At 39.2% G+C, this 22,069-nt stretch carries 19 protein-coding genes; 18 read left to right on the forward strand and 1 reads right to left on the reverse strand.

Features of this window, described 5'->3' with window-relative positions; genetic code table 11:
- Positions 1-411 precede the first annotated feature (411 nt).
- The 11 genes from A3GS_RS0109115 to asnA all read left to right on the forward strand — a co-directional run bounded on the left by A3GS_RS0109115 (position 412) and on the right by asnA (position 14,339).
- Positions 412-1,605 carry a helix-hairpin-helix domain-containing protein gene (locus A3GS_RS0109115; protein ID WP_018365095.1) on the forward strand — a complete coding sequence of 398 codons (1,194 nt, stop codon included), beginning with the start codon at positions 412-414 and terminating at the stop codon, positions 1,603-1,605.
- A gap of 126 nt (positions 1,606-1,731) precedes the next feature.
- Positions 1,732-2,541, forward strand: coding sequence for a DUF5710 domain-containing protein (locus tag A3GS_RS0109120; RefSeq protein ID WP_018365096.1), 810 nt, complete (start codon positions 1,732-1,734; stop codon positions 2,539-2,541).
- Positions 2,542-2,558: 17 nt separating this feature from the next.
- A complete protein-coding gene (locus tag A3GS_RS0109125; RefSeq protein WP_018365097.1) occupies positions 2,559-5,210 on the forward strand; it encodes a valine--tRNA ligase in 2,652 nt (883 codons plus the stop codon).
- Positions 5,211-5,335: 125 nt separating this feature from the next.
- Complete coding sequence (locus A3GS_RS0109130; protein ID WP_018365098.1) at positions 5,336-7,153, forward strand: hypothetical protein; 1,818 nt, start codon at positions 5,336-5,338, stop codon at positions 7,151-7,153.
- A complete protein-coding gene (locus tag A3GS_RS0109135; protein ID WP_018365099.1) occupies positions 7,146-7,997 on the forward strand; it encodes a DNA adenine methylase in 852 nt (283 codons plus the stop codon). Before A3GS_RS0109130 ends, A3GS_RS0109135 begins: the two co-directional genes overlap by 8 nt.
- A 442-nt stretch (positions 7,998-8,439) precedes the next feature.
- Positions 8,440-8,937, forward strand: a complete 498-nt coding sequence (locus A3GS_RS0109145; protein WP_018365101.1) for a hypothetical protein — start codon at positions 8,440-8,442, stop codon at positions 8,935-8,937.
- A 265-nt stretch (positions 8,938-9,202) separates the two neighbouring features.
- Positions 9,203-9,766: a TetR/AcrR family transcriptional regulator gene (locus A3GS_RS0109150; RefSeq protein ID WP_018365102.1), complete on the forward strand. Its 564-nt coding sequence runs from the start codon at positions 9,203-9,205 to the stop codon at positions 9,764-9,766.
- Positions 9,767-9,889: 123 nt separating this feature from the next.
- Positions 9,890-11,665 (forward strand): oleate hydratase, encoded by a 1,776-nt coding sequence (locus tag A3GS_RS0109155; RefSeq protein WP_018365103.1) that lies wholly within the window; start codon positions 9,890-9,892, stop codon positions 11,663-11,665.
- Between the two features lie 76 nt (positions 11,666-11,741).
- Positions 11,742-12,800: an MmcQ/YjbR family DNA-binding protein gene (locus tag A3GS_RS0109160; protein WP_018365104.1), complete on the forward strand. Its 1,059-nt coding sequence runs from the start codon at positions 11,742-11,744 to the stop codon at positions 12,798-12,800.
- Positions 12,793-13,227: a GNAT family N-acetyltransferase gene (locus tag A3GS_RS0109165; protein ID WP_018365105.1), complete on the forward strand. Its 435-nt coding sequence runs from the start codon at positions 12,793-12,795 to the stop codon at positions 13,225-13,227. Before A3GS_RS0109160 ends, A3GS_RS0109165 begins: the two co-directional genes overlap by 8 nt.
- A gap of 119 nt (positions 13,228-13,346) precedes the next feature.
- Positions 13,347-14,339 carry an aspartate--ammonia ligase gene (gene asnA, locus A3GS_RS0109170; RefSeq protein WP_018365106.1) on the forward strand — a complete coding sequence of 331 codons (993 nt, stop codon included), beginning with the start codon at positions 13,347-13,349 and terminating at the stop codon, positions 14,337-14,339.
- A gap of 374 nt (positions 14,340-14,713) precedes the next feature.
- Here the strand turns inward: asnA and A3GS_RS11780 are convergent, their stop codons facing one another.
- The gene (locus tag A3GS_RS11780) at positions 14,714-15,727 is read right to left on the reverse strand and encodes a coiled-coil domain-containing protein (protein ID WP_018365107.1); all 1,014 of its coding nucleotides are present in this window, start codon (positions 15,725-15,727) and stop codon (positions 14,714-14,716) included.
- 133 nt (positions 15,728-15,860) lie between these two features.
- On the opposite strand from A3GS_RS11780, the gene rsmD reads away from it, so the two are divergent.
- The 7 genes from rsmD (at position 15,861) to A3GS_RS0109210 (ending at position 21,961) form a co-directional block, all read left to right on the forward strand.
- The gene (gene rsmD / locus A3GS_RS0109180) at positions 15,861-16,400 is read left to right on the forward strand and encodes a 16S rRNA (guanine(966)-N(2))-methyltransferase RsmD (RefSeq protein ID WP_018365108.1); all 540 of its coding nucleotides are present in this window, start codon (positions 15,861-15,863) and stop codon (positions 16,398-16,400) included.
- Positions 16,390-16,893: a pantetheine-phosphate adenylyltransferase gene (gene coaD / locus A3GS_RS0109185; RefSeq protein WP_018365109.1), complete on the forward strand. Its 504-nt coding sequence runs from the start codon at positions 16,390-16,392 to the stop codon at positions 16,891-16,893. The genes rsmD and coaD overlap by 11 nt, the downstream gene beginning before the upstream one ends.
- Positions 16,871-17,950 carry a SepM family pheromone-processing serine protease gene (locus A3GS_RS0109190; protein ID WP_018365110.1) on the forward strand — a complete coding sequence of 360 codons (1,080 nt, stop codon included), beginning with the start codon at positions 16,871-16,873 and terminating at the stop codon, positions 17,948-17,950. Before coaD ends, A3GS_RS0109190 begins: the two co-directional genes overlap by 23 nt.
- Before the next feature lie 443 nt (positions 17,951-18,393).
- Positions 18,394-19,740, forward strand: coding sequence for a bifunctional metallophosphatase/5'-nucleotidase (locus tag A3GS_RS0109195; RefSeq protein WP_018365111.1), 1,347 nt, complete (start codon positions 18,394-18,396; stop codon positions 19,738-19,740).
- Entirely contained in the window at positions 19,737-20,294 is a 558-nt protein-coding gene (locus tag A3GS_RS0109200) for a YutD family protein (RefSeq protein ID WP_018365112.1), read from the forward strand. The genes A3GS_RS0109195 and A3GS_RS0109200 overlap by 4 nt, the downstream gene beginning before the upstream one ends.
- Complete coding sequence (gene rlmN, locus A3GS_RS0109205) at positions 20,295-21,449, forward strand: dual-specificity RNA methyltransferase RlmN (protein WP_018365113.1); 1,155 nt, start codon at positions 20,295-20,297, stop codon at positions 21,447-21,449.
- Entirely contained in the window at positions 21,449-21,961 is a 513-nt protein-coding gene (locus A3GS_RS0109210; RefSeq protein WP_018365114.1) for a VanZ family protein, read from the forward strand. The genes rlmN and A3GS_RS0109210 overlap by 1 nt, the downstream gene beginning before the upstream one ends.
- The last annotated feature ends 108 nt before the right edge of the window (positions 21,962-22,069 follow it).

A 22,069-nucleotide genomic window follows, 5' to 3' on the forward strand; every position in this document is an offset into this window, starting at 1 on the left:
CAATTTAGGCCCTATTAGCTTGACTTGACGACGTGTAAAGTTCCATTGAAACGTCGTAGTTTGATATAGTCAATTAGTTTATCTTTTATTACTTCGTTAACTCGCCTTGCCGTACTCCAGTACTGCCTGCAGCTCGTTGCCTTGTACTAAAAGCAAACTAAAAGACTATATCTGAAAACTAGAAATAGCAAAGTTCTATCTTTATCTGTTTTACCTAAATGCCTATACTCATAGGTATCAAAACGATCAAGAAAAACGTTGCACAAATTCGATTGATGGATTGCTGAAAAGTGAGTGAGAAGACAAGCTAATATAGGCTAAAAAATGTCCCAAATGAACAACAACCCTACGAGGTACACTATGGGGAAGCTGTGTGCTTAATTTGATACTTCAGAACAAAAAGGAAAAATCATGGCTAAGAAGAAAAATCGGGAAAAAGAATTAAAGCGGAAGCAAAGACGAGAAGATAACAAAATTATTGATTTTGCTTCTTTTGCAGAAAAGGCTGATTATCCACTAGCTTTGTCTGAACCTGAATTAGATGAAGAATCAGTTAATAGACTTTTTAAAGAATTTGAACAAACTGGGAATTCTGAAATTTTAGAACAATTAGCTTCTATTTTAGAGTTTGGAGATATTGAAATGGACGAAGCAGATGAGCTCTTTTACCAAGCTATGGAAGAGGTAGACGAAGAAATACAGCTCCGTTTACTTACCAATCTACTGGCAGAATATCCAGACCACTTTGAAGCAAGATTTCAATCTTTGATCTTGAGAAGTACAGAATTTTCAGCTGACTATTTCAAAGAGCTGCAGGATTTTTATCAAGTGGCTTTAGCAAAGTGGAAGAAAGCTGATTATGAATCTTGGTATAGTTTGGAAGCGCGCAGTCCTTTGACCGTTATCACTTTTGTGACAGAGATTTACCTGCAGGAAGGGCTGGTTGGTCTGGCTGGGCAGGTGGTAGATTTTGTACGCTCCAAGATTGATGAGGCTTTTCCACCTGGATTTATCCATCTTATGATGAGTGTTTACAATGCCCTTTATCAAGAAGAGGACATTGAAGACTTTTATGAAGAGCAGCTAGCCCAAGATTGGCAGGATGATGGTGTGCTTGTGCACCTGATTATTGCTAAGTTGCTAAACGGGGACATTGAGGCGGCTAGAGCCTTGTTTGCTGACTTAGCTGCAATCAATGGTGAAGTTCTGCATGTTTTTGATAGCTCATATTGGGTTCACCTGCTTGATATGGCTAATGAAGCTTCAGCTTATCGCCCTAATTCAGCTTTATCCCTCCAGATTGCCTTGCATCCTTTACAAGCCTTTTTGCTAACCAAGCCCTTTGTTATCCATCAAATGCTTGCCATAGCAGAAGAATACCAAGACAGTCTGCCTGATTCTCCGCGCAAACGATTGGAATTTTTTAATTCCCCCTGCATGAAAGGAATTCAGATAGATAAAGGGCGATATCTATGCGATGCCGGCATTATGAGTCAAGAGGACTTAGAAACACACACTGAAAAAGAAATCTTAGCCATTTCAGGAGTCGGCCCAGCAACAGTCAAAAAGCTCAAAGAAAACGGCGTGAGGTTTAAGAAGAGCTAGGAGCTCGTGTAGAATTTTCACAAAGTGAACTGTTCGGAAAAATCGAACAGTTGGGGTAGAAAATCACAGAAACTGTTCATCTAAGAGATAATAGCAGTAAAAACGATGCAGTAGAAAGGAGGGGAGATGAGTTTTTTGAGTAAGTTCTTTCGGAAAAAAATTAAACCAGTCAATCAACTCAGATATGATAAAGATGATTTATCAATAAGGCTATTTCTAGATGTTCCTTATTCTGAAAAAGATGAGGCAAAACAGCTAGGTGCTAAATGGCATCCACAAATGAAAAAATGGTACACTCAGTGTGAAAGAGAAGAATATGTTAGATTTTCAAAATGGCTATTGAAAAGAAGCGATGATGTTATTATTGCAACAGATTATCTATATATTATTGAGGGACATCAAGAATGCTGGAAATGTAAGCAATCTACTTTAGTCGTAGGACTAGGAATAGGTGAATATATTCATATTTTTGGGGATTTCTATAATGCAGAAATTGAAATTGTTGAAGATTCTGTGGGTGTAGGAGAAGAAGTGCACTTGGCTTGGACTGAGAAAGAATCTGATATACCTCCTAAATTATTGAATTATTTAAAAGAACATTATTTTGTCAAAATGATGTATTCTAAAACACTTGGGGAACGCACTTTTGCTAACTATTGTCAGCACTGTAACGTTTTACAAGGAAATTGGTTTTTATTTTCTGAACCAGATAGCCCGTTGTCTACTTGTGTTGAAGGAGCTGAGCTAGAAAGCAGAATGAATAAGCTAAAAATAAGAATGATTCCAATTGAAGATGATTTGATTGTAAAATGGGACGTAGAATGGTGCAGTAACGATTTTGCCTATTTAAAATTTGGAAAAACAGAAGAACTAGTTCTATCAACAGCACCAAGTAATGATTGTGTTTCCTATGAAGAATTATATACTGTCGAATAAACAAAGGAGAAAAACTAATGTCAAAACAATTATCACCAAAATACAATCCAGCAGAAGTAGAAGCTGGGCGTTATCAGAAATGGCTTGATGAGGATGTTTTCAAGCCGTCAGGCGACAAGAAGGCACACCCTTATTCTATCGTTATTCCACCACCAAACGTAACTGGTAAACTTCACCTTGGTCACGCTTGGGATACTACTTTGCAAGATATTATTATCCGTCAAAAACGTATGCAAGGTTTTGATACTTTATGGCTTCCTGGTATGGACCATGCGGGGATTGCGACACAAGCAAAAGTTGAGGCGCGTCTTGCTGAAGATGGTATCTCACGTTACGACCTTGGTCGTGAAAAATTCCTTGATAAAGTCTGGGAATGGAAAGATGAATACGCATCAACAATCAAACAACAATGGGGTAAAATGGGTATCTCTGTTGACTACTCACGTGAACGTTTCACCCTTGATGAAGGATTGTCAAAAGCGGTTCGTAAAGTCTTTGTTGAACTTTATAAAAAAGGTTGGATTTATCGTGGTGAATTTATCATCAACTGGGATCCAAAAGCTCGTACAGCCCTTTCTGATATCGAAGTTATCCACAAAGATGTCGAAGGTGCTTTCTACCACATGAACTATATGCTGGAAGATGGCTCGCGCGCTTTGGAAGTTGCCACCACGCGTCCCGAGACCATGTTTGGGGATACGGCTGTCGCTGTCAATCCAAATGATGACCGCTACAAAGACCTGATTGGCAAAAATGTTATCCTACCAATCGTTAACAAAGCTATTCCAATCGTTGGTGATGAACACGCTGACCCAGAATTTGGTACTGGTGTAGTTAAAATCACTCCAGCACACGACCCTAATGACTTCTTAGTTGGTCAGCGTCATAACTTGCCACAAATCAACGTCATGAATGATGACGGTACAATGAACGAACTTGCTGGTGAATTTGCTGGTATGGACCGCTTTGAAGCTCGCAAAGCTGTTGTTAAAAAATTGGAAGAAATCGGTGCGCTTGTTGAAATCGAAAAAATGGTTCACAGCGTTGGTCATTCAGAACGTACGGGTGTGCCAGTTGAGCCACGTTTGTCAACACAATGGTTCGTTAAAATGGACCAATTGGCTAAAAATGCCATTGCTAACCAAGACACTGATGACGAAGTGAAATTCTACCCACCACGTTTCAACGATACTTTCCTCCAATGGATGGAAAATGTTCACGACTGGGTTATCTCTCGTCAGCTCTGGTGGGGTCATCAAATCCCTGCTTGGTACAATGCCGACGGTGACATATATGTCGGTGAAGAAGCCCCTGAAGGTGATGGCTGGACTCAAGACGAAGATGTGCTTGACACTTGGTTCAGTTCAGCACTATGGTCATTCTCAACCATGGGTTGGCCTGATACTGAAAGTGAAGACTTCAAACGTTACTTCCCGACTTCAACCCTTGTGACAGGTTACGATATCATCTTCTTCTGGGTATCCCGCATGATTTTCCAATCATTGGAATTCACAGGACGCCGTCCATTTGAAAACGTGCTTATCCATGGTCTTATCCGTGACGAACAAGGACGTAAAATGTCTAAATCACTTGGTAACGGTATTGACCCCATGGATGTTGTTGATAAATACGGTGCTGACGCCCTGCGCTGGTTCCTTTCAAACGGTTCTGCACCAGGTCAAGATGTGCGTTTCAGCTATGAAAAGATGGACGCTGCTTGGAACTTCATCAACAAGATTTGGAACATTTCTCGTTACATTTTGATGAATAATGAAGGTTTGACGCTTGACCAAGCTAGCGCAAATGTTGACAAAGTTGTTGCTGGTACGGCTGGTAACGTGACTGACCGCTGGATTCTTCACAACCTCAACGAAACCATTGCCAAAGTCACTGAAAACTTTGATAAATTTGAATTTGGTGTGGCTGGTCATATCCTGTACAACTTCATCTGGGATGAATTTGCCGACTGGTATGTGGAATTGACTAAGGAAGTCCTCTACAGCGACAACGAAGACGAAAAAGTCATCACCCGCTCTGTCCTCCTCTACACTTTGGACAAAATTCTGCGTCTTCTCCACCCAATCATGCCTTTCGTGACGGAAGAAATCTTCGGTCAAATCTCAGAAGGCTCTATCGTGACTGCCGCCTACCCAACTATTAACCCAGCATTTGAAAATGAAGCTGCGCATTCTGGCGTGGAAAGTCTTAAAGACCTGATCCGCGCTGTTCGTAACGCACGTAGCGAAGTCAACGTAGCACCAAGCAAACCAATCACTATCCTTGTCAAAACAAGCGACAGCAACTTAGAAGCTTTCTTCAATAGCAACGTCAACTACATCAAACGCTTCACTAATCCAGAACATTTGGAAATCAGCTCAGCTATTGCTGCCCCAGAACTGGCTATGTCAAGCGTCATCACAGGCGCTGAAATCTTCCTGCCGCTGGCCAACCTGCTCAACGTTGAAGAAGAATTAGCCCGCCTCAACAAAGAACTGGCCAAATGGCAGAAAGAACTGGATATGGTTGCCAAGAAGCTCAGCAACGAAAAATTCGTCGCCAACGCCAAACCAGAAATCGTCCAAAAAGAACGCGACAAACAAACCGACTACCAAGCCAAGTACGACGCGACGGTGGCGCGCATTGAAGAGATGGAGAAGTTGGTGGAATAATTACATACAATCTTAAGTGAGATGGAGAAATCAGCCATACTAGGTATCAGAAAACACAGTCGAAAGGCTATGTTTTTTGTGGTATAATGCCAAATATAGTTACAAAAGTTATGAGAGGAATGCGTATGTTTGATACTATTGTTTTAAATCCTTTAGAAATTAATTTAGATTTTAATAATCCTAGATTTTCGATGTTTGATTTTAATACTGAGGAGGAAATAGTCAAATATCTGATTGATTTTGAACAGATTAAAGAACTTGCATTTCAAATTGGAGAAAACGGGTATAATACAATAGGTGAACGTATTATCGTTTTAAAAAGCAAAAATGCTGGAAAGATTAATTATACTGTATTAGAAGGTAATCGAAGAATTGCTTCGCTGAAACTTTTGTTTCAGTATTCCTCTCTATTAACAAGTTCAGAAAGAAATAAACTTAAACAATTAAATCTGAATCCAAGAGATTTTGAAGTTAGTTGTGATGTAGTAAAAGAAGATACTAGAGACGAAGCGCTTTTTAAAATTAGTGCAAAACATGTTGATGGGATTAAAACGTGGAGCTCTATAGATAAAAGAGTGTTTTATCACAATCTTTATAGCCAATATAGAAGTAAAGGGTTATCAAGTAATGAGGCTTTAGATAAAATTAAAGGTATTACTCCAGAAGGAAAGGTTGCTATTAAAAATGCAATAAAGGAGTTGAATTACCTAACCTCTGTTTATAATGCAACGAAATCCTATAAATCTGATTTAAAGCAATTAACACATTTAGATACAGATGTTCTTGTTTCAAGGGTTTTCAGACCACTAATTAAAGAATTAAATCTTAAATTTGACGAAGATTTTCAAGTTATTGTGAGAAATGGCACAATTTATAATAAAATTTTAGCTTTATTAGGGAAATCAGTTTGGGTTGATGAAAATCTAAATACTCGTGTTTTTAGTGTTCAAAAGCAATGGAATGAAATTGTCAAAAGTGACAAAGTAATACCAGGTTTAGCTGACGAAATTAAGGAATATAAAGAATTTGAAAAAAACAAAGGTCATAATGAAGAGTCATCAAAAAATAATCCTATAAGTAATGATACAAAAACTACTGAAGATAGTGTGGGAGATAATAAAGAGACTCCTAACTTACCAGCAAATGATACGCGTGAGAATACCACAAATAATAATGACATGCAAAGTCAAGAAACAAAATATAAATTTTTTGTTCCCAAACAATCAGTTATTATAAAACAGCAAAATTATGATTTGACTAATGATATCGATTTAGTGGATAGTGTAGGAAATAAAGTTTCAAGGCAAAGTTCAGAATACTTTAAAATTTCGATTAGTTGTACACACCGAAATATTGTGATTAAAAATAATGTTATAAATGATATTTCTGAAAATGGACATTATACTATTGATGTTGAGTATGCCGGAGAGACTAAACATTTTCAAATTTTTTTAAATATAGAAATTAACGGTCAGCAACAGGAATATGAAGTTTTATTTAACCAACAATGGTATAACGAGTCTCTATCAAAATTATCGGCAAATCCTAAGTATTCTAAGATTTGTGGGGTGATAAGAAATATACAGAAATATAACTCTTTATCACACAATAACGACGAGTACATCATACTTGCATTTTTACTTCGTGCATTACTGGAATATACTGCTAAGGCTTACATAGATTTATTCCCGCTCAAAAAGTCTAATGATAATTTATCTTCCTTAATCACTACAGTTAAGGGACATTTATCTGATAAAGGATTATTAAATAGAGAGGAAGTAAAGGCATTAAAAAACACCAATGATATAGAGACATTAAATGGTTTAATTCATGATTACGGAACTACTATAAGTTCTATTGATGTTAAAACAACCTGTAATAAGTATCAAAAGTACTTTTCTGTTGCTTTTGATAGATTATCGGAAGGAGTAAATAATGGATAACTTCAGCCCGTTACGCTATCCTGGAGGGAAAAATAAAACTTATCAATATGTTAAATTTCTGGTTGAAAATAATAATATTGATACCTATATAGAACCGTTTTGTGGAGGTGCTGCAGTAGCGCTAAAGTTATTATTTAATAATGATGTAAAAAAAGTAATGTTGAATGATTTTGATAGATCCATCTATGCAATGTGGTACTCCATTTTACATAATACTGAAGCTTTTATCAAAAAAGTAAAAGAAGCAGAATTTACAATTGAAGAATGGGACAAACAGCAGGACATTCAAAAAAAGAAAGAAAGCGCAGATCTACTTTCACTAGGTTTTTCTACATTTTATTTAAATAGGACAAATCGTTCAGGAATAATTCAGGCAGGGCCTATAGGGGGTAAAAATCAGACAGGCAATTATAAAATGAATTGTCGATATAATACGGAAGTATTAGTAAATAAAATTGAATTAATTGCTAAAAATAAAAATAGAATTGGCTTGTATAATTTAGATGCCATCGAGTTTATCAAAAATAATATTAGACGTACAAAGCGTTCCCTAACTTTTTTTGATCCTCCATATTTTGTTAAAGGAAAGCAATTGTATACAAATTTTTATGAATACATAGATCACTTAGAATTACGAGATACAATTGATAAGTACATGAGTAAACACAAATGGATTCTTACTTATGATTTTCACGAAGAAATCCAGAATATGTATTCAAATTTTGAACATTTCCCTTATCAGTTAAACTATAGTGCGGGAAGTTCAAAAAAGGGAATAGAATACATTTTCTTGAGTAGTAAAATATCTTCTACAAAAATTGATGAGTATCTACACATTCTATAAGAAATAGTTAGTATTTACAATTTTATTGGATGGTACGGTATATGAAATAATATATAAAATGTCAGTCTACTTTAATATCCTAAAATTAAATCCCTCAAGCCCATTCACACGACTGGGCTTGGTTTTTTGCCTTAACAACAGTAGCCAGTCACACTCAGAGCCTTTTTAGATCTCTAGTTGTCTTTCTTTGTATTTTGGAATACAATAAATAGCGATAAAGCACGAAGGAGATGTTTTTATGAAAGTCTATTGGCATGGAACGGACAGAAAGTGGGTGATGTCGGTTATTCGTTTTGCTGGTTTTAAACACCGTTATCGCTCTATTTAAGATAGGGAGCGATGGAAAGCAATTTTAGCGCCTTACTTTTTTCTATTTTTTCCTCTTTTCCTTGCTCTGTCATACTGGCTAGAAGAATATGACAAAAAGATTGAGGAATATACTATGGTCAAGACTATTCTTGATTTTGTTCATGACAAAATGGAAATGACCTTTGATTATCCGACGATTGACTGGAACCAGGTCAGTCAGTTAACGATGAAAATTAGTAAGGAGTCCCTAGGCTGTCAACTGGTAGATTCGATACCCAAGTTGTTTCACCAAGGGGAAAGTGTTCGCTCAGAGGTTTATGCTATCATCACACCAGATGGAATTGACAAAGCTGATCTACTGACGCAGTCAATTAAACATTACTCGCCTAGCGAGATGAAAAATTTGACTGTTGACTGGGGAGAGGCAGTCTTTGACTATGATCACCACGATGGCAGCCATCTCTTACCTCGAATAGCATTTCTTTATGACGATACTAATAAGGAACTGAATGTAAAGGAAAACATGTACTTTGAGCTGGATGACAGCACCCGTTTTATTCCGCAAACCAATGAGCAGCTAGCTGATCTTAGAAAAGGTATTTTTAAGTTATTAGGTGCAGAGTCGCTATAAAGATGACCTTGTTTGATATGAGCGCTGACAATTGCCAGTTAGTTCATTTTGTTATGGCTTCAAGTCATGGTTTTAGCTACTGTCATCGTGGTAAAGGTCATCATTGAATTTATGCGGTAGTACTTGCCTGTATTAATGCTTTGGTGAGTAGGGGAACCTATCAGTCAAAATGAAGGTTTCCCTACTCAAACGTTACAGCTCTGCTATTTAATCGGGTGGTTTGCTTTGCTTTTTGGTATAATAAAAGCATTGAAATGAGGAAACTATGGCACAAATAACGAAAAAAGCTTTGGAAGCGTCTTTGAAGCACCTGTTGCTGCAAAAGCCTTTACCTAAGATCACTATTCAGGATATTACGGATGACTGTGGGATTAGTCGGATGACTTTTTATTATCACTTCAAGGATATTTATGATTTGGTGGAGTGGTCTTGTGAGGAAGATGCGCAAAAGGCTCTTGGTGAAAATAGGCATTATGATAGCTGGGAGGAAGGGCTGCTGGATATTTTTAAAGCAGTCAGGGAAAATAAGCCTTTTATCCTCAATGTTTATCACTCGGTGAGTCGGGAGCAGATTGAAACCTATCTCTATCAGTTGACCTATCAGCTCATGATTGATGTGGTTGAGGAAAAGGCAGTTGGTTTACGCGTCAGCACTGAAGATAAGGACTTTATAGCAGACTTTTACAAGTATGCCCTAGTCGGGCTCATGTTGGATTGGATTAAAAAGGACATGAGAGAAGACCCTCAAGACTTGGTCAATCGTCTGGCCATCTTAGTGCATGGTAATATTGTGGCTGCTCTGCAACATTATGATACTAAAGGGAGATAGCTCTGCTTTTTATCAAATATGCTTAAATGATAAAAAAATTATCATTTAAGCTTTTTTGTTTATTGTTCTTAGGCAGGGAGGCTTTTACAATAGAGATAAGTAAAAAAGATGAGAGGTATCAAGATGTATTATTCTAGTGGTAATTATGAAGCTTTTGCTTATCCTAAAAAACCAGCTGGTGTTGATCACAAATCAGCCTATATCATAGGTTCTGGCTTAGCTGCTCTTTCAGCAGCATGCTTTCTTGTTCGTGATGGGCAAATGCCTGGTAAGCAAGTCCATATCTTAGAAAAGGATCCGATTCCTGGCGGGGCCTGTGATGGTTATCAATACAGTGATATCGGTTATGTCATGCGGGGCGGCCGTGAGATGGACAATCATTTTGAATGCATGTGGGATCTTTTCCGCTCCATTCCATCCATTGAAACGGATGGCGTTAGTGTCTTGGACGAATATTATTGGCTCAATAAAGCAGACCCTAACTATTCGCTCTGCCGTGCGACTGAAAAACAAGGTCAAGATGCACATACAGATAAGAAGTTTGGCTTGTCTGACAAGGCGACTATGGAAATTATGAAACTCTTCTTCACACCTGATGAAGATCTTTATAACAAACGAATCAATGAAGTCTTTGATGATGAAGTTTTTGATTCCAATTTCTGGCTTTATTGGCGAACCATGTTTGCTTTTGAAAATTGGCATTCTGCTTTGGAAATGAAGCTTTATATCAAACGCTTTATCCATCATATCAGTGGTTTGCCTGACTTTACTGCTCTGCGCTTTACCCGCTACAACCAATACGAATCTATGATTTTGCCGATGGTTAAGTATCTGGAATCTTTTGGCGTTGTTTTCCATTACAATACCAAGGTGGTTAATGTCCTCTTTGACTGTCAAAAAGATAAGAAAGTCGCTAAAAAGATTGAAGTTATTCGTGAGGGGGAAGAAGATAGCATTGACCTGACTGAAAATGATTTGGTTTTCATCACCAATGGCGGCTGCGTTGAAAATTCAAGTTACGGCAGCCAAGATAAGCCGGCCAGCTTTAATAAGGAGATTCGTTCAGGCGGCGGCTGGGATATGTGGCGTAAGATTGCGGCACAAGATGCTAGCTTTGGTCATCCAGATAAATTCTGCTATGACCCTGAACAATCTAACTGGATGAGTGCCACAGTAACGACGATTGATGATAAGATTCCAGCCTATATTCAAAAAATTTGTAAGCGTGATCCATTTTCAGGTAAGGTTGTTACAGGTGGAATTGTCACTGTTAAGGATTCAAGTTGGCTGATGAGCTGGACGGTTAACCGCCAACCACAGTTCAGAAATCAAGCTAAAAATGAATTAGTGGTTTGGGTTTATGGTCTCTTTTCCGACAAGGAAGGCGACTATATCAAAAAACCAATGCGCGATTGCACTGGTCAGGAAATTTGTGCCGAATGGCTTTATCATATGGGAGTGCCCGTATCAGACATTGATAATTTGTCGCGTCACAGTGCCAAAACTGTTCCTTGTATGATGCCTTACATAACAGCTTTCTTTATGCCGCGTGAAAAGGGAGATCGTCCAAATGTTGTACCTGATGGAGCTGTTAACTTTGCCTTTTTAGGACAATTTGCTGAAACACAGCGTGATACCATTTTTACTACAGAATACTCTATTCGTACGGGGATGGAAGCTGTTTACACCTTATTAGACATTGACCGTGGTGTGCCAGAAGTTTGGGGCAGCACCTATGATGTGCGTGACTTGCTTCATGCGACAGTTGCACTTCGCGATGGCAAAGCTATCACTGATATGGATTTAAATTTCGTGGAAAAATTTATCCTGAAACAAGCTCTTCGTAAGACAGAAGGGACAGATATTGAGAAACTCCTGAAACGTTACCATGTCGTTTAAAAAGAAAAGGAAGTTAAGAAGTCTATTCTGGCTTCCTTTTTTGTTATAATGGCTATAAGAGAAAGGAGGGGGTGACTTGAGTTCTTCTATATTTGCAAAAAAACGTATTTGTTTTGAAAAACTATTACCTTTTGGTTTTGTCAAATCGACAAATGGTTATGAGTTCCGCGAAAGTATTTTAAATGGTGATTTTGAAGTGCGGATACAGGTCACATTTGACGGGAAAATAGCTAGTAAGGTCATGGATTCGGAATTAAATGAAGAGTATCTGGCTCTTTATGTTGAACATGCTAGTGGTATCTTTGTTGGACAAGTACGTGAGGCCTATCTGGATGTTTTGGAGCGCATAGCTAGCAATTGTTGTCAAGCTCTGCCATTTTCCAACGACCAGGCCAACCGCCTAGCTGACTGGATTGCGAGTGAGTGGGGTGACCCCGTCGATTACCCTTTTGAGAAATATCCTCAGTATGCTTCCTATCGTGTTGGTGGTAAGTGGTATGCCTTGATTTTTCCACTTAAGTTGGAAAAGTTAGGATTTTCGGGGGCAATAGCAGAGCAGGAAGTTGAAGTGGTTAATCTCAAGGTTGAGCCAACTGAAATAGCAAATTTACTCAGTAAAGACGGTATTTTTCCCAGTTACCACATGTCCAAGAAGAGCTGGGTTTCGGTAGTGCTTGACGATAGTTTATCAGATGAAGAACTTTGGGAATTAGTTACCCAAAGTCGTAGCCTAGCTGCTCCTAATCTACTAGGTCGCAGCCAGGGGCCAAATTTCTGGCTGATTCCTGCTAATCCTAAGTATTATGATATTGATGCAGAGTTTGCGGAAAATAAAATTATTGACTGGACTCAAAAAGCCTCCATCAAGAAGGGAGACTATGTGGGCATTTACATCACTGCACCTAGTCGGATGCTCCGCTATCTCTGCCGAGTCGTAGAAGCCGACATGGACAGTAACGGCTACCGCAACCATCCAGACATCAAGAGACTCATGCGCATTGAGCTTATTCGACAGTTTGATGATGGCAAATTTCCGGCATCCGTTCTCAAAGAACTGGGTGTCAGTAATATTCGTGGACCGCGTCGCATGACCAAAGAACTCATTGAGAAAGTTGAGGAAACCCTAAATGATTAGATCGGCTCGTTTATCAGATACCCAAGCTCTCTATGTCATTAACCGTGATAGTTTGGGCTATGACAGTGATATGTCAGCAACCAAGGCTCAGCTTGAGAAACTTTTACAGGACTCTAATCACACCATTTTGGTAGCTGAAGAAAACGGTCGAGTGATTGGTTATGTGCATGCCCAGCTCTATGAAACACTGTATTTTAAGCCTTTATGGAATCTAATGGCGCTAGCTGTATCTCAAGATTATCAAGGGAAAGGTTTTGGAGCAGCTCTTTTGTCGAAATTAGAAAAGTTGGCCCAGCGATCCAATATCTCAGGTATCCGTGTTAATTCAGGTATATCTAGAAGGGGCGCTCATGCATTTTATAAAAAAATGGGTTATGTGGAAAGACCAGAACAAAAGAGATTTATAAAAAGCTGGGACAAATGTTAGGTTATATAACATATAAGGTTCGAAATTGGCGGAAAAATGGCGAAAATTTGCAAAAAGGGGTTTTCTTTTGCTTTTGAAAGGTATATAATAGCCCTATCTTATTAAAAGGAGGAGCAAACATGAAGAAAAGCTTTATTCATCAGCAACAGGAGATTTCTTTTGTCAAGAATACTTTCACCCAATATTTGATTGATAAACTTGACATCGTTGAAGTGCAAGGACCTATTCTTAGCCAGGTCGGGGATGGTATGCAAGATAATTTGAATGGTATCGAAAATCCTGTTTCAGTGCACGTTAAACGCATTCCAGATGCTGAATTTGAAGTTGTTCATTCACTTGCTAAGTGGAAACGTCACACTTTGGCACGTTTTGGCTTCAATGAAGGAGAAGGGCTTTTCGTACACATGAAAGCTCTCCGACCAGACGAAGAGGATTTGGATCCCATCCACTCTATTTATGTGGATCAATGGGATTGGGAGAAAGTAATTCCTAATGGTCGTCGTGATATTACTTATTTGAAAGAAACAGTTGAACAAGTTTATAAAGCTATTCGATTGACAGAATTAGCTGTTGAAGCACGCTTTGATATTGAAGCTGTTTTGCCTAAAAAGATTACATTTATTCACACTGAAGAATTGGTTGAAAAATATCCAGATTTGACACCAAAAGAACGTGAAAATGCTGCTGCTAAAGAATTTGGAGCAATTTTCCTTATCGGTATTGGTGGCATTTTACCAGATGGTGAACGCCATGACGGTCGTGCACCTGACTATGATGACTGGACTTCTGAATCTGAAAATGGTTATCATGGTTTAAATGGTGATATTATCGTTTGGAACGAAGCGCTTGGTTCAGCGTTTGAATTATCATCTATGGGGATTCGTGTTGACGAAGAGGCGCTTAAACGCCAAGTCAAGATTACAGGAGATGAAGATCGTTTACAATTAGAATGGCATAAGGCTCTTCTTAATGGTCTATTCCCACTGACCATCGGTGGTGGTATCGGTCAATCTCGTATGGCAATGTTCTTACTACGTAAAAAACACATTGGTGAAGTGCAATCTAGCGTTTGGCCAAAAGAAGTTCGTGATACATTTGATAATATTTTGTAAAATGAAAACGAGGTTAGGCCTCGTTTCAGATTGAAAAAAAAGTCTTTTTTTGGACTTTCCTTAGGTGATATGGACGGTAGCGACTTCCTTCGGAATTCCATACCTAAGATTTGAGCCTTAGGTCTCAAATCTTCCGAATGCCTGAAACAGCGTAGTTTCAGGCATTTTTATCACAGCGGAAAGTCTTGGTTTAGTGCTCACTTCATTCGCAAAGAAAACTAATTTTTCCTTTTTCTAGCAGAGCTTCTTAGCTGATTTATCACTAAACCATAGTTTGTCTACAACTTCAAACGAGGTTAGGCCTCGTTTTTTTTAGTTTAAAACTAACGTGTTCATGCTATATGAAAAGGCCACCTAGCGTGACCTTCTTGTATCTATTCAAATTTACAACGTGTAAATCCTTTAGCAATAGCATCTGATAAAGTGGTAGGTGTCGTGCTATTTGAGCGATTTAGACCACGACAGTGAGGATCAAAATGATAACGTGAACCGGTCGCTGTAATGTAAACGGTGGTAGTGTCCTGATCTTGTTGAGCGGTAGCCGCTGCTTGCGCTGCAGCCTGTGCAGCAGCTTCTTGTGCTTCGTGGGCGCTGATGGCATTGGAAACAGCAGTGATACGGGTGCTTAAAGCGGCTTTTTGACTTTCATCTGTGAGGGCATTTACCTTGTTTTGAGCATCTGAGATATTGTCGCGAGATTGATTGGCTTCCAGATTAGCGACAGCAGCAGTGGCTTCCTCAGTTTTTTTCTTTTCGACATCTGCTTTGACAGCGTCAACACGCTTTTGGAGTTCAGCTTTTTTACTGGTATCAGTGATTGCAGAAACTTTTTTGTTGGCATCATCAAGTTTAGCGGAGCTATGATCAGCTTCTAGTGCTTTGACAGCCGCTTCAGCCTCTTGAATAGCTTTTTGAGCCTGTTCTTTCTTCTCAATGTTTGTTTTAGAACTATCGATTTCTTTTTGAAGCTCGGCTATTCTGTCTGTTGCAATTTTTAATTTTGCATTTGCGGCATCAAGGTTGCTTCGAGTTTCATCACCCTTTAAGGTTTGGACAGCATCTTCAAGATTCTTAATGAGTTGAGTGGCTAAATCTTTTTGTTCAATGAGTTCATGAACTTTGTCGATCCGCTTTTTAAGTTTTTTCCTTTCCTTACTACTTTTGACATCTTTTAGACGATCTTTGGCAACCCCTAAAGCTTCATGGGTCTGCTCATTTTCAAGAGTACGAACTGCTTTTTTAGCTTTGCTGAGAGCCGTATCTGTTTTTTGCGCTGCTAGAACGGGAGTCGGTGTTGGTGGATTAGATGTGGTTTGACTAGGACTAGCAAAAGATAGGCTAGCGATGGTAAGCCCAGTTCCAATGAGAGTTATCCATTTCTTTTTCATAAAAAATCTCCTAAACTAATTTGTTTTATCAAATATATTATGCAACTTCTTTATAATTTTGTAAACCCTTTCGTAAAAATCGTTGTATAGGGATTTTAGCCAAATCTTTTATTTTTCTGTTATAATATTTCTTATGAGAGTTGTAGCAGGAAAATTTGGCGGACGTCCGCTAAGAACACTAGATGGTAAAACGACGCGTCCAACGACAGACAAGGTAAAGGGTGCTATTTATAATATGATTGGACCTTTCTTTGATGGTGGGCGTGTGCTTGATTTGTATTCTGGTAGCGGCAGCCTAGCTATCGAGGCTATCTCACGTGGAATGGACACTGCTGTGCTGGTGGAAAAAGACCGTAGAGCGCAAGCCATTATCCAAGAAAATATCAAGATGACTAAGAGTGTCCAGCAATTTCAGCTTTTAAAGATGGATGCTAAGCACGCCTTGAAGACGGTGACAGGAGCATTTAATCTGGTGTTGCTAGACCCGCCCTATGCCAGGGAGGAAATTGTCAAGACGATTGAAAGCTTGGATGAACGCAATCTTTTGGCGGAAAATGTCATGATTGTTTGTGAAACGGACAAGGCGGTTGATCTTCCTGAAGAGATAGCCTCAGTTGGCATTTGGAAACAAAAAGTTTATGGCATTAGTAAGGTGACGGTATATGTCAGATAAAATTGGATTTTTTGCAGGGTCCTTTGACCCAGTGACCAAGGGTCATGTGGACATTATCAAGCGTGCTAGTGCCCTTTTTGATAAACTTTATGTCGGTATCCTTTACAATAAGGATAAGCAAGGGCTCTTTAGTATTGAGGAGCGTCAGTCCATGTTGGAGGAATCCCTGACTGATCTTGACAATGTCACAATAGTGACCGCCGCAAATAGCTTGGCTGTTGATGTGGCTAGGCAGTTGAAGGCAACTCATTTGGTGAGGGGCTTGCGCGGCTCAGAAGATTTGGAGCATGAAGCGCGTCTGAATTTCTTCAATCATGAATTAGCCCCAGAACTTGAAACGATTTATCTCCTCACGCGCTTGGAGATGAAATACATTAGCTCAACACATGTACGTGAATTGATTCATTTCAAGTCTGACCTCCTTGGTAAATACGTGCCTGCAAGTGTTGTTAGAAAAGTGGAGAAAAAATTTGGAAAACCAAGCAATCAGTGAACCTAAGAAAAAAGTAGGCTTTATCAGACGATTTAAATGGTGGCTTGTCGGACTAGCAGCTCTTATCTTTGGCCTCTTTTGCCTCTTTTATCCCCTCCCCTATTATTTGGAAATGCCTGGCGGAGCCTATGACATTCGTAGTGTGCTGACAGTTGACAAGAAAGAGGATGACGCCAAAGGCTCTTATAATTTTGTTGCCGTGACTGTCAGCCGTGCTACCCTTGCGCAAGTGATTTATGCTTGGCTGACGCCTTTTACAGAATTGACAAGTGTGGAAGATACGACAGGAGGTTATAGTGACGCAGACTACATGCGGATTAACCAATTTTACATGGAAACGTCGCAGAATGAGGCCACCTATCAAGCTATGACCTTAGCTGGCAAAAAGGTATCTTTAGATTATCAGGGCGTTTATGTTCTTAATGTCAGCAAAAATTCCACTTTCAAGGGCGTTTTAAACTTGGCCGACACGGTTACGGGTGTTAATCATAAAACCTTTAAAAGTTCAGCAGAGCTGATTAAATATGTGGGCGGGATGGCTATTGGTGACAAGGTCAGTGTCCAATACACTACAAATGGTAAGAAAAAGTCAGCTGACGGTAAGATTATCAAACTATCAAATGGCAAAAACGGTATTGGTATTGGGCTAGTTGACCATACAGAAGTGGCATCAGACACCGCTGTTGATTTTAATACGGCTAATGTCGGTGGACCAAGTGCGGGACTGATGTTCACGTTAGATATTTATGATCAAGTCAATCATGAAGACCTACGTAAGGGGCGTGTCATTGCAGGTACTGGAACGATTGAGCAAGATGGTAAGGTTGGCGACATCGGCGGAGCTGGTCTTAAGGTCGTTGCAGCTGATCAAGCGGGTGCGGAGATCTTTTTTGTACCGAATAACCCTGTTACCAAAGCTATGAAGAAAGCAAATCCCAATGCTCAATCCAACTATCAAGAGGCCAAAGCAGTAGCTAAGAAATTGGGCAGCAAGATGAAAATTGTCCCTGTTAAGACAGTTCAGGATGCCATTGACTATTTGAAAAAAACAAAATAATATTCTAATCTTACAAGTTTTCTCAATAAAATGATTAACCAAATAAACACATGCTCCTATCTGGAAATGTTTCCAAAAGGAACTTGTGTTTTTTATTTTTCTGATTATAGTTTTTCTTTGTTTTTTTCAAAGGTGACAGATTCTATCTCTTCCGATGGATAGCTAGTGTCTTTCTTTTTACAACGATTAATATTTTTGACCTAGCCGATACGGATGCCATTGAATAGCTGCAAGGCTAGATTTTCTGGAACTAAGCATCATATTCTGCTTTATTTTAGATATAGCCATAAAGTGTTTTGTGATCCTCTTTGCAAAGAGGCAAACACAAGTTGCACGGCCCCAACTTCATTTGACACAGACGTGAATACATTTGCACCATCTCAACTTCATTTAAGGACGACTTGATAGACACAACAATTTATTTATCGTGTTATAATAGGCCTATGAAAGAAAATCTGCGTATTCTCCATATTAATGACTTACATTCTCACTTTGAAGCCTATCCTAAAATCAAACGTTTTTTTGCTGAGCATTCAGTTTGTGATGCTGAAGTTATTAGGCTTGATTTGGGCGATAATATTGACAAAAGTCATCCCATGACAGCTGTTACGGCTGGGCGTGCTAATATTGAATTGATGAATGAACTAGGAATTGATTTAGCAACGATTGGTAATAATGAAGGGATAGGTCTATCAAAAACAGAGCTTAATCAGGTTTATGATCAGGCTCAGTTTCATGTCATTCTTAATAATCTAACCGACAGGGAGGAACGCCCCTCTTGGGCTAAGCCTTACTACATTTACGAGACACGTTTGGGAACTAAGATTGCTTTCTTAGCTTATACATTTCCTTACTATTTAACTTATCAGCCAAATGGTTGGGCTGTTGAGGATCCTTTGTCTTGTTTAGAGAGAGATTTAGCTGTTCCAGAAGTGAAGACAGCTGATTTTCGCATTTTAATGAGTCATCTAGGTATCAAAGTAGATGAAAAGATTACGCAAGTTTATCCTCAAATTGATTTAATCATTGGGGCTCATACCCACCACGTTTTTGAAGAGGGGGGTGAATTAAATGGGACTTATCTGGCAGCTGCTGGCAAGTACGGTCAATTTGTAGGTGAGATTAATCTGACTTTTGATCAGCATCGTTTAGATGCTATTGACATCGTAGCCCATGAGACTAGTTATTTGCCTTCTGAGCCTCTGGACAAGATTTGGATCCAAGATTTTACTACTAAGGGGCGTCAGCTTTTAGACCAGTTTCTTTTAACAGACTTGCCTCAAGCCTTGGATTTACAAGAATCTTGCCAGCTACTGATGGATGCCATGTTGGATTATGCTAAAGCAGACGTGGTTCTTACGAATTCTGGGCTGGTTGTTAATCCCTTCCCTGCCAGAATTACCCGTGACACTTTGCACCATGCGCTTCCTCATCAGATGCGGCTAGCCAAGATTGATGTGACCTTGGAAGAATTAGAAGCCATTTGCCGTGATGTTTATTCACAAGGAAAATTGCTAGCGCGGCAAGAAATTCGTGGTATGGGATTTCGCGGTAAAGAGTTTGGTCAAGTTTTGTGCAGTGGCTTTGCTTACAAAAATGGAAAAATAGTGTATAATAAACAGGTTATAAACAAAAAAGACCGTCTTCAGCTGGTAGTTGTTGACCAATATTGCTTTGCTTCCTACTTTGAAACGATTCATTCAAAGAAAGCAGAATTACTTTTTCCACACTTATTGAGGGAAGTTTTGGAAGACTATTTACGAAAAAAATCTATGAAAGGAGACTTATGAGAAAGGAAATTTCTCCTGAACTCTATAATTATAATAAATTTCCTGGACCGCAATTTATTTCTTTTGATAATCATGTCAAGAGTGATGACATTGAGTTTCTTATTTTGGAAAATGAGAAGAATGCTTTTGATGCTACTGTCTTTAGCCAACGTTTCTCAGAAATTCTTCTCAAATACGACTATATCGTTGGAGATTGGGGCAACGATCAATTGCGTCTCAAAGGATTTTACAAGGATGACAAGGATGTCAAGAAGTCCAATCGTATCTCTCGCTTGGAAGATTATATCAAGGAATATTGCAATTTTGGTTGTGCTTATTTTATCTTAGAAAATCCTCAACCTCATGAGGTAAAATTTGAAGAGGAACGCCCAGCGCGACGTCGTAAAAATCGTTCCAAACGCTCAGGAAACCAAAAAACAGTAGATAATAAATTTTTTACCAGCCAAAAAAAGAAAGAAAATAAACGCCGCCAAGAGCGTTTGATGAAGCAGAAGCAGGAACGTGAAATCAACTCTGCCAAGCAACATTTTGTCATCAGAAAAAAGGAGAAGTAAATGTCAGAAACAATTGAAGTTCAAAAAAAGCGCCCAGACCGTCGCAAGCGTGTGGAAGATACACCAGGTTATAAGCCATCCATTTATAGTCTAACGCGTGATGAATTGATCGACTGGGCAATCGCCCATGGTGAGAAGAAATTCCGTGCCACTCAAATTTGGGACTGGCTCTACCGCAAACGTGTCCAATCTTTTGAAGAGATGACCAATATTTCTAAAGATTTTATCGCAGTTTTAAATGAAAACTTCTGCGTCAATCCATTGAAACAACGGATCGTTCAAGAATCAGCAGATGGAACAGTTAAGTATTTATTTGAGTTGCCAGATGGTATGCTGATTGAGACTGTTCTCATGCGTCAGCATTATGGCTTGTCAGTTTGTGTGACGACTCAGGTTGGCTGTAACATTGGCTGTACTTTCTGCGCCAGCGGCTTGATCAAAAAGCAACGTGACCTCAATAATGGCGAAATCACCGCCCAAATCATGTTGGTACAAAAATATTTTGATGACCGTGGCGAAGGCGAACGCGTCAGTCATGTTGTGGTCATGGGAATCGGTGAACCGTTTGACAATTATGACAATGTGCTGAAGTTCTTGCGTACCATCAATGACGATAACGGTCTTGCCATCGGTGCCCGCCACATCACTGTGTCAACATCAGGTTTAGCTCATAAAATCCGTGACTTTGCCAACGAAGGTGTGCAAGTTAACCTGGCGGTTTCTCTTCACGCGCCAAACAACGAGCTGCGCTCAAGCATCATGAAAATCAATCGCTCATTTCCATTGGAAAAACTTTTTGCGGCTATTGAATACTATATTGAAACGACTAACCGTCGTGTGACCTTTGAATATATCATGTTAAACGGTGTTAATGATAATCCTGAAAATGCTCAGGAATTGGCAGATTTGACCAAGAAAATTCGCAAACTATCTTACATCAACCTCATTCCTTATAACCCAGTTACCGAACATGATCAATACAGTCGTTCAACTAAAGAACGCGTTGCAGCTTTCTACGATGTTCTTAAGAAAAACGGCGTCAATTGCGTGGTCCGTCAAGAACATGGTACCGATATTGATGCGGCTTGTGGTCAGTTGCGTTCAAATACCATGAAACGTGACCGCCAAAAAGCAATGGCTGAGACCGCTAAATAATGAGATGTTTTTTTGATGAAAAAGCAGAGCTGACAACCTGGGGACGCAAGACTACCTGGATTTTGCTTAGTCTCTATGTTCTGGCTATTGCTTATATGTGTTTTGGACCACAGCATCAAATTAGCGGAGTAGAGACTCCAGGTATTCAGCATTTTGGTAGGGTGGTTGTTCTATTAATACCCTTTAATTCCTTTGTCAACTTGGGTCAGCTAAACACTCCGCGAGAACTTTTCTGGGTCATTGGTCAAAATTTAGTTAATGTTTTGCTGCTCTTCCCGCTGCTTTTGGGAATGCTGGCACTCTTTCCTAAGCTGCGCTCTTGGAAGAGGATTTTGTTAACTGCTTTTTGTATGAGTCTCTTTATTGAATGCACTCAGGTTGTCATTGATTTGCTGTTTGATGCTAACCGCGTCTTTGAAATTGATGACCTCTGGACCAATAGTTTGGGCGGTGCTTTGGCGCTCGTTTGCTACCGGTACTTAGTGGGAAAACTGAAAAATAAAGTGAAGTAAGACGACCAAAAGCCGTCTTATTTCTTTTGAAATCAAAAAGCTTGACTTGGAGCCCGCGTAAGGGTGTATAATAATCGTATTTGTTACTACTTTTATACGGTTTGCTTA

Source organism: Streptococcus caballi DSM 19004 (genome assembly GCF_000379985.1).
GTDB classification, from domain to species: domain Bacteria; phylum Bacillota; class Bacilli; order Lactobacillales; family Streptococcaceae; genus Streptococcus; species Streptococcus caballi.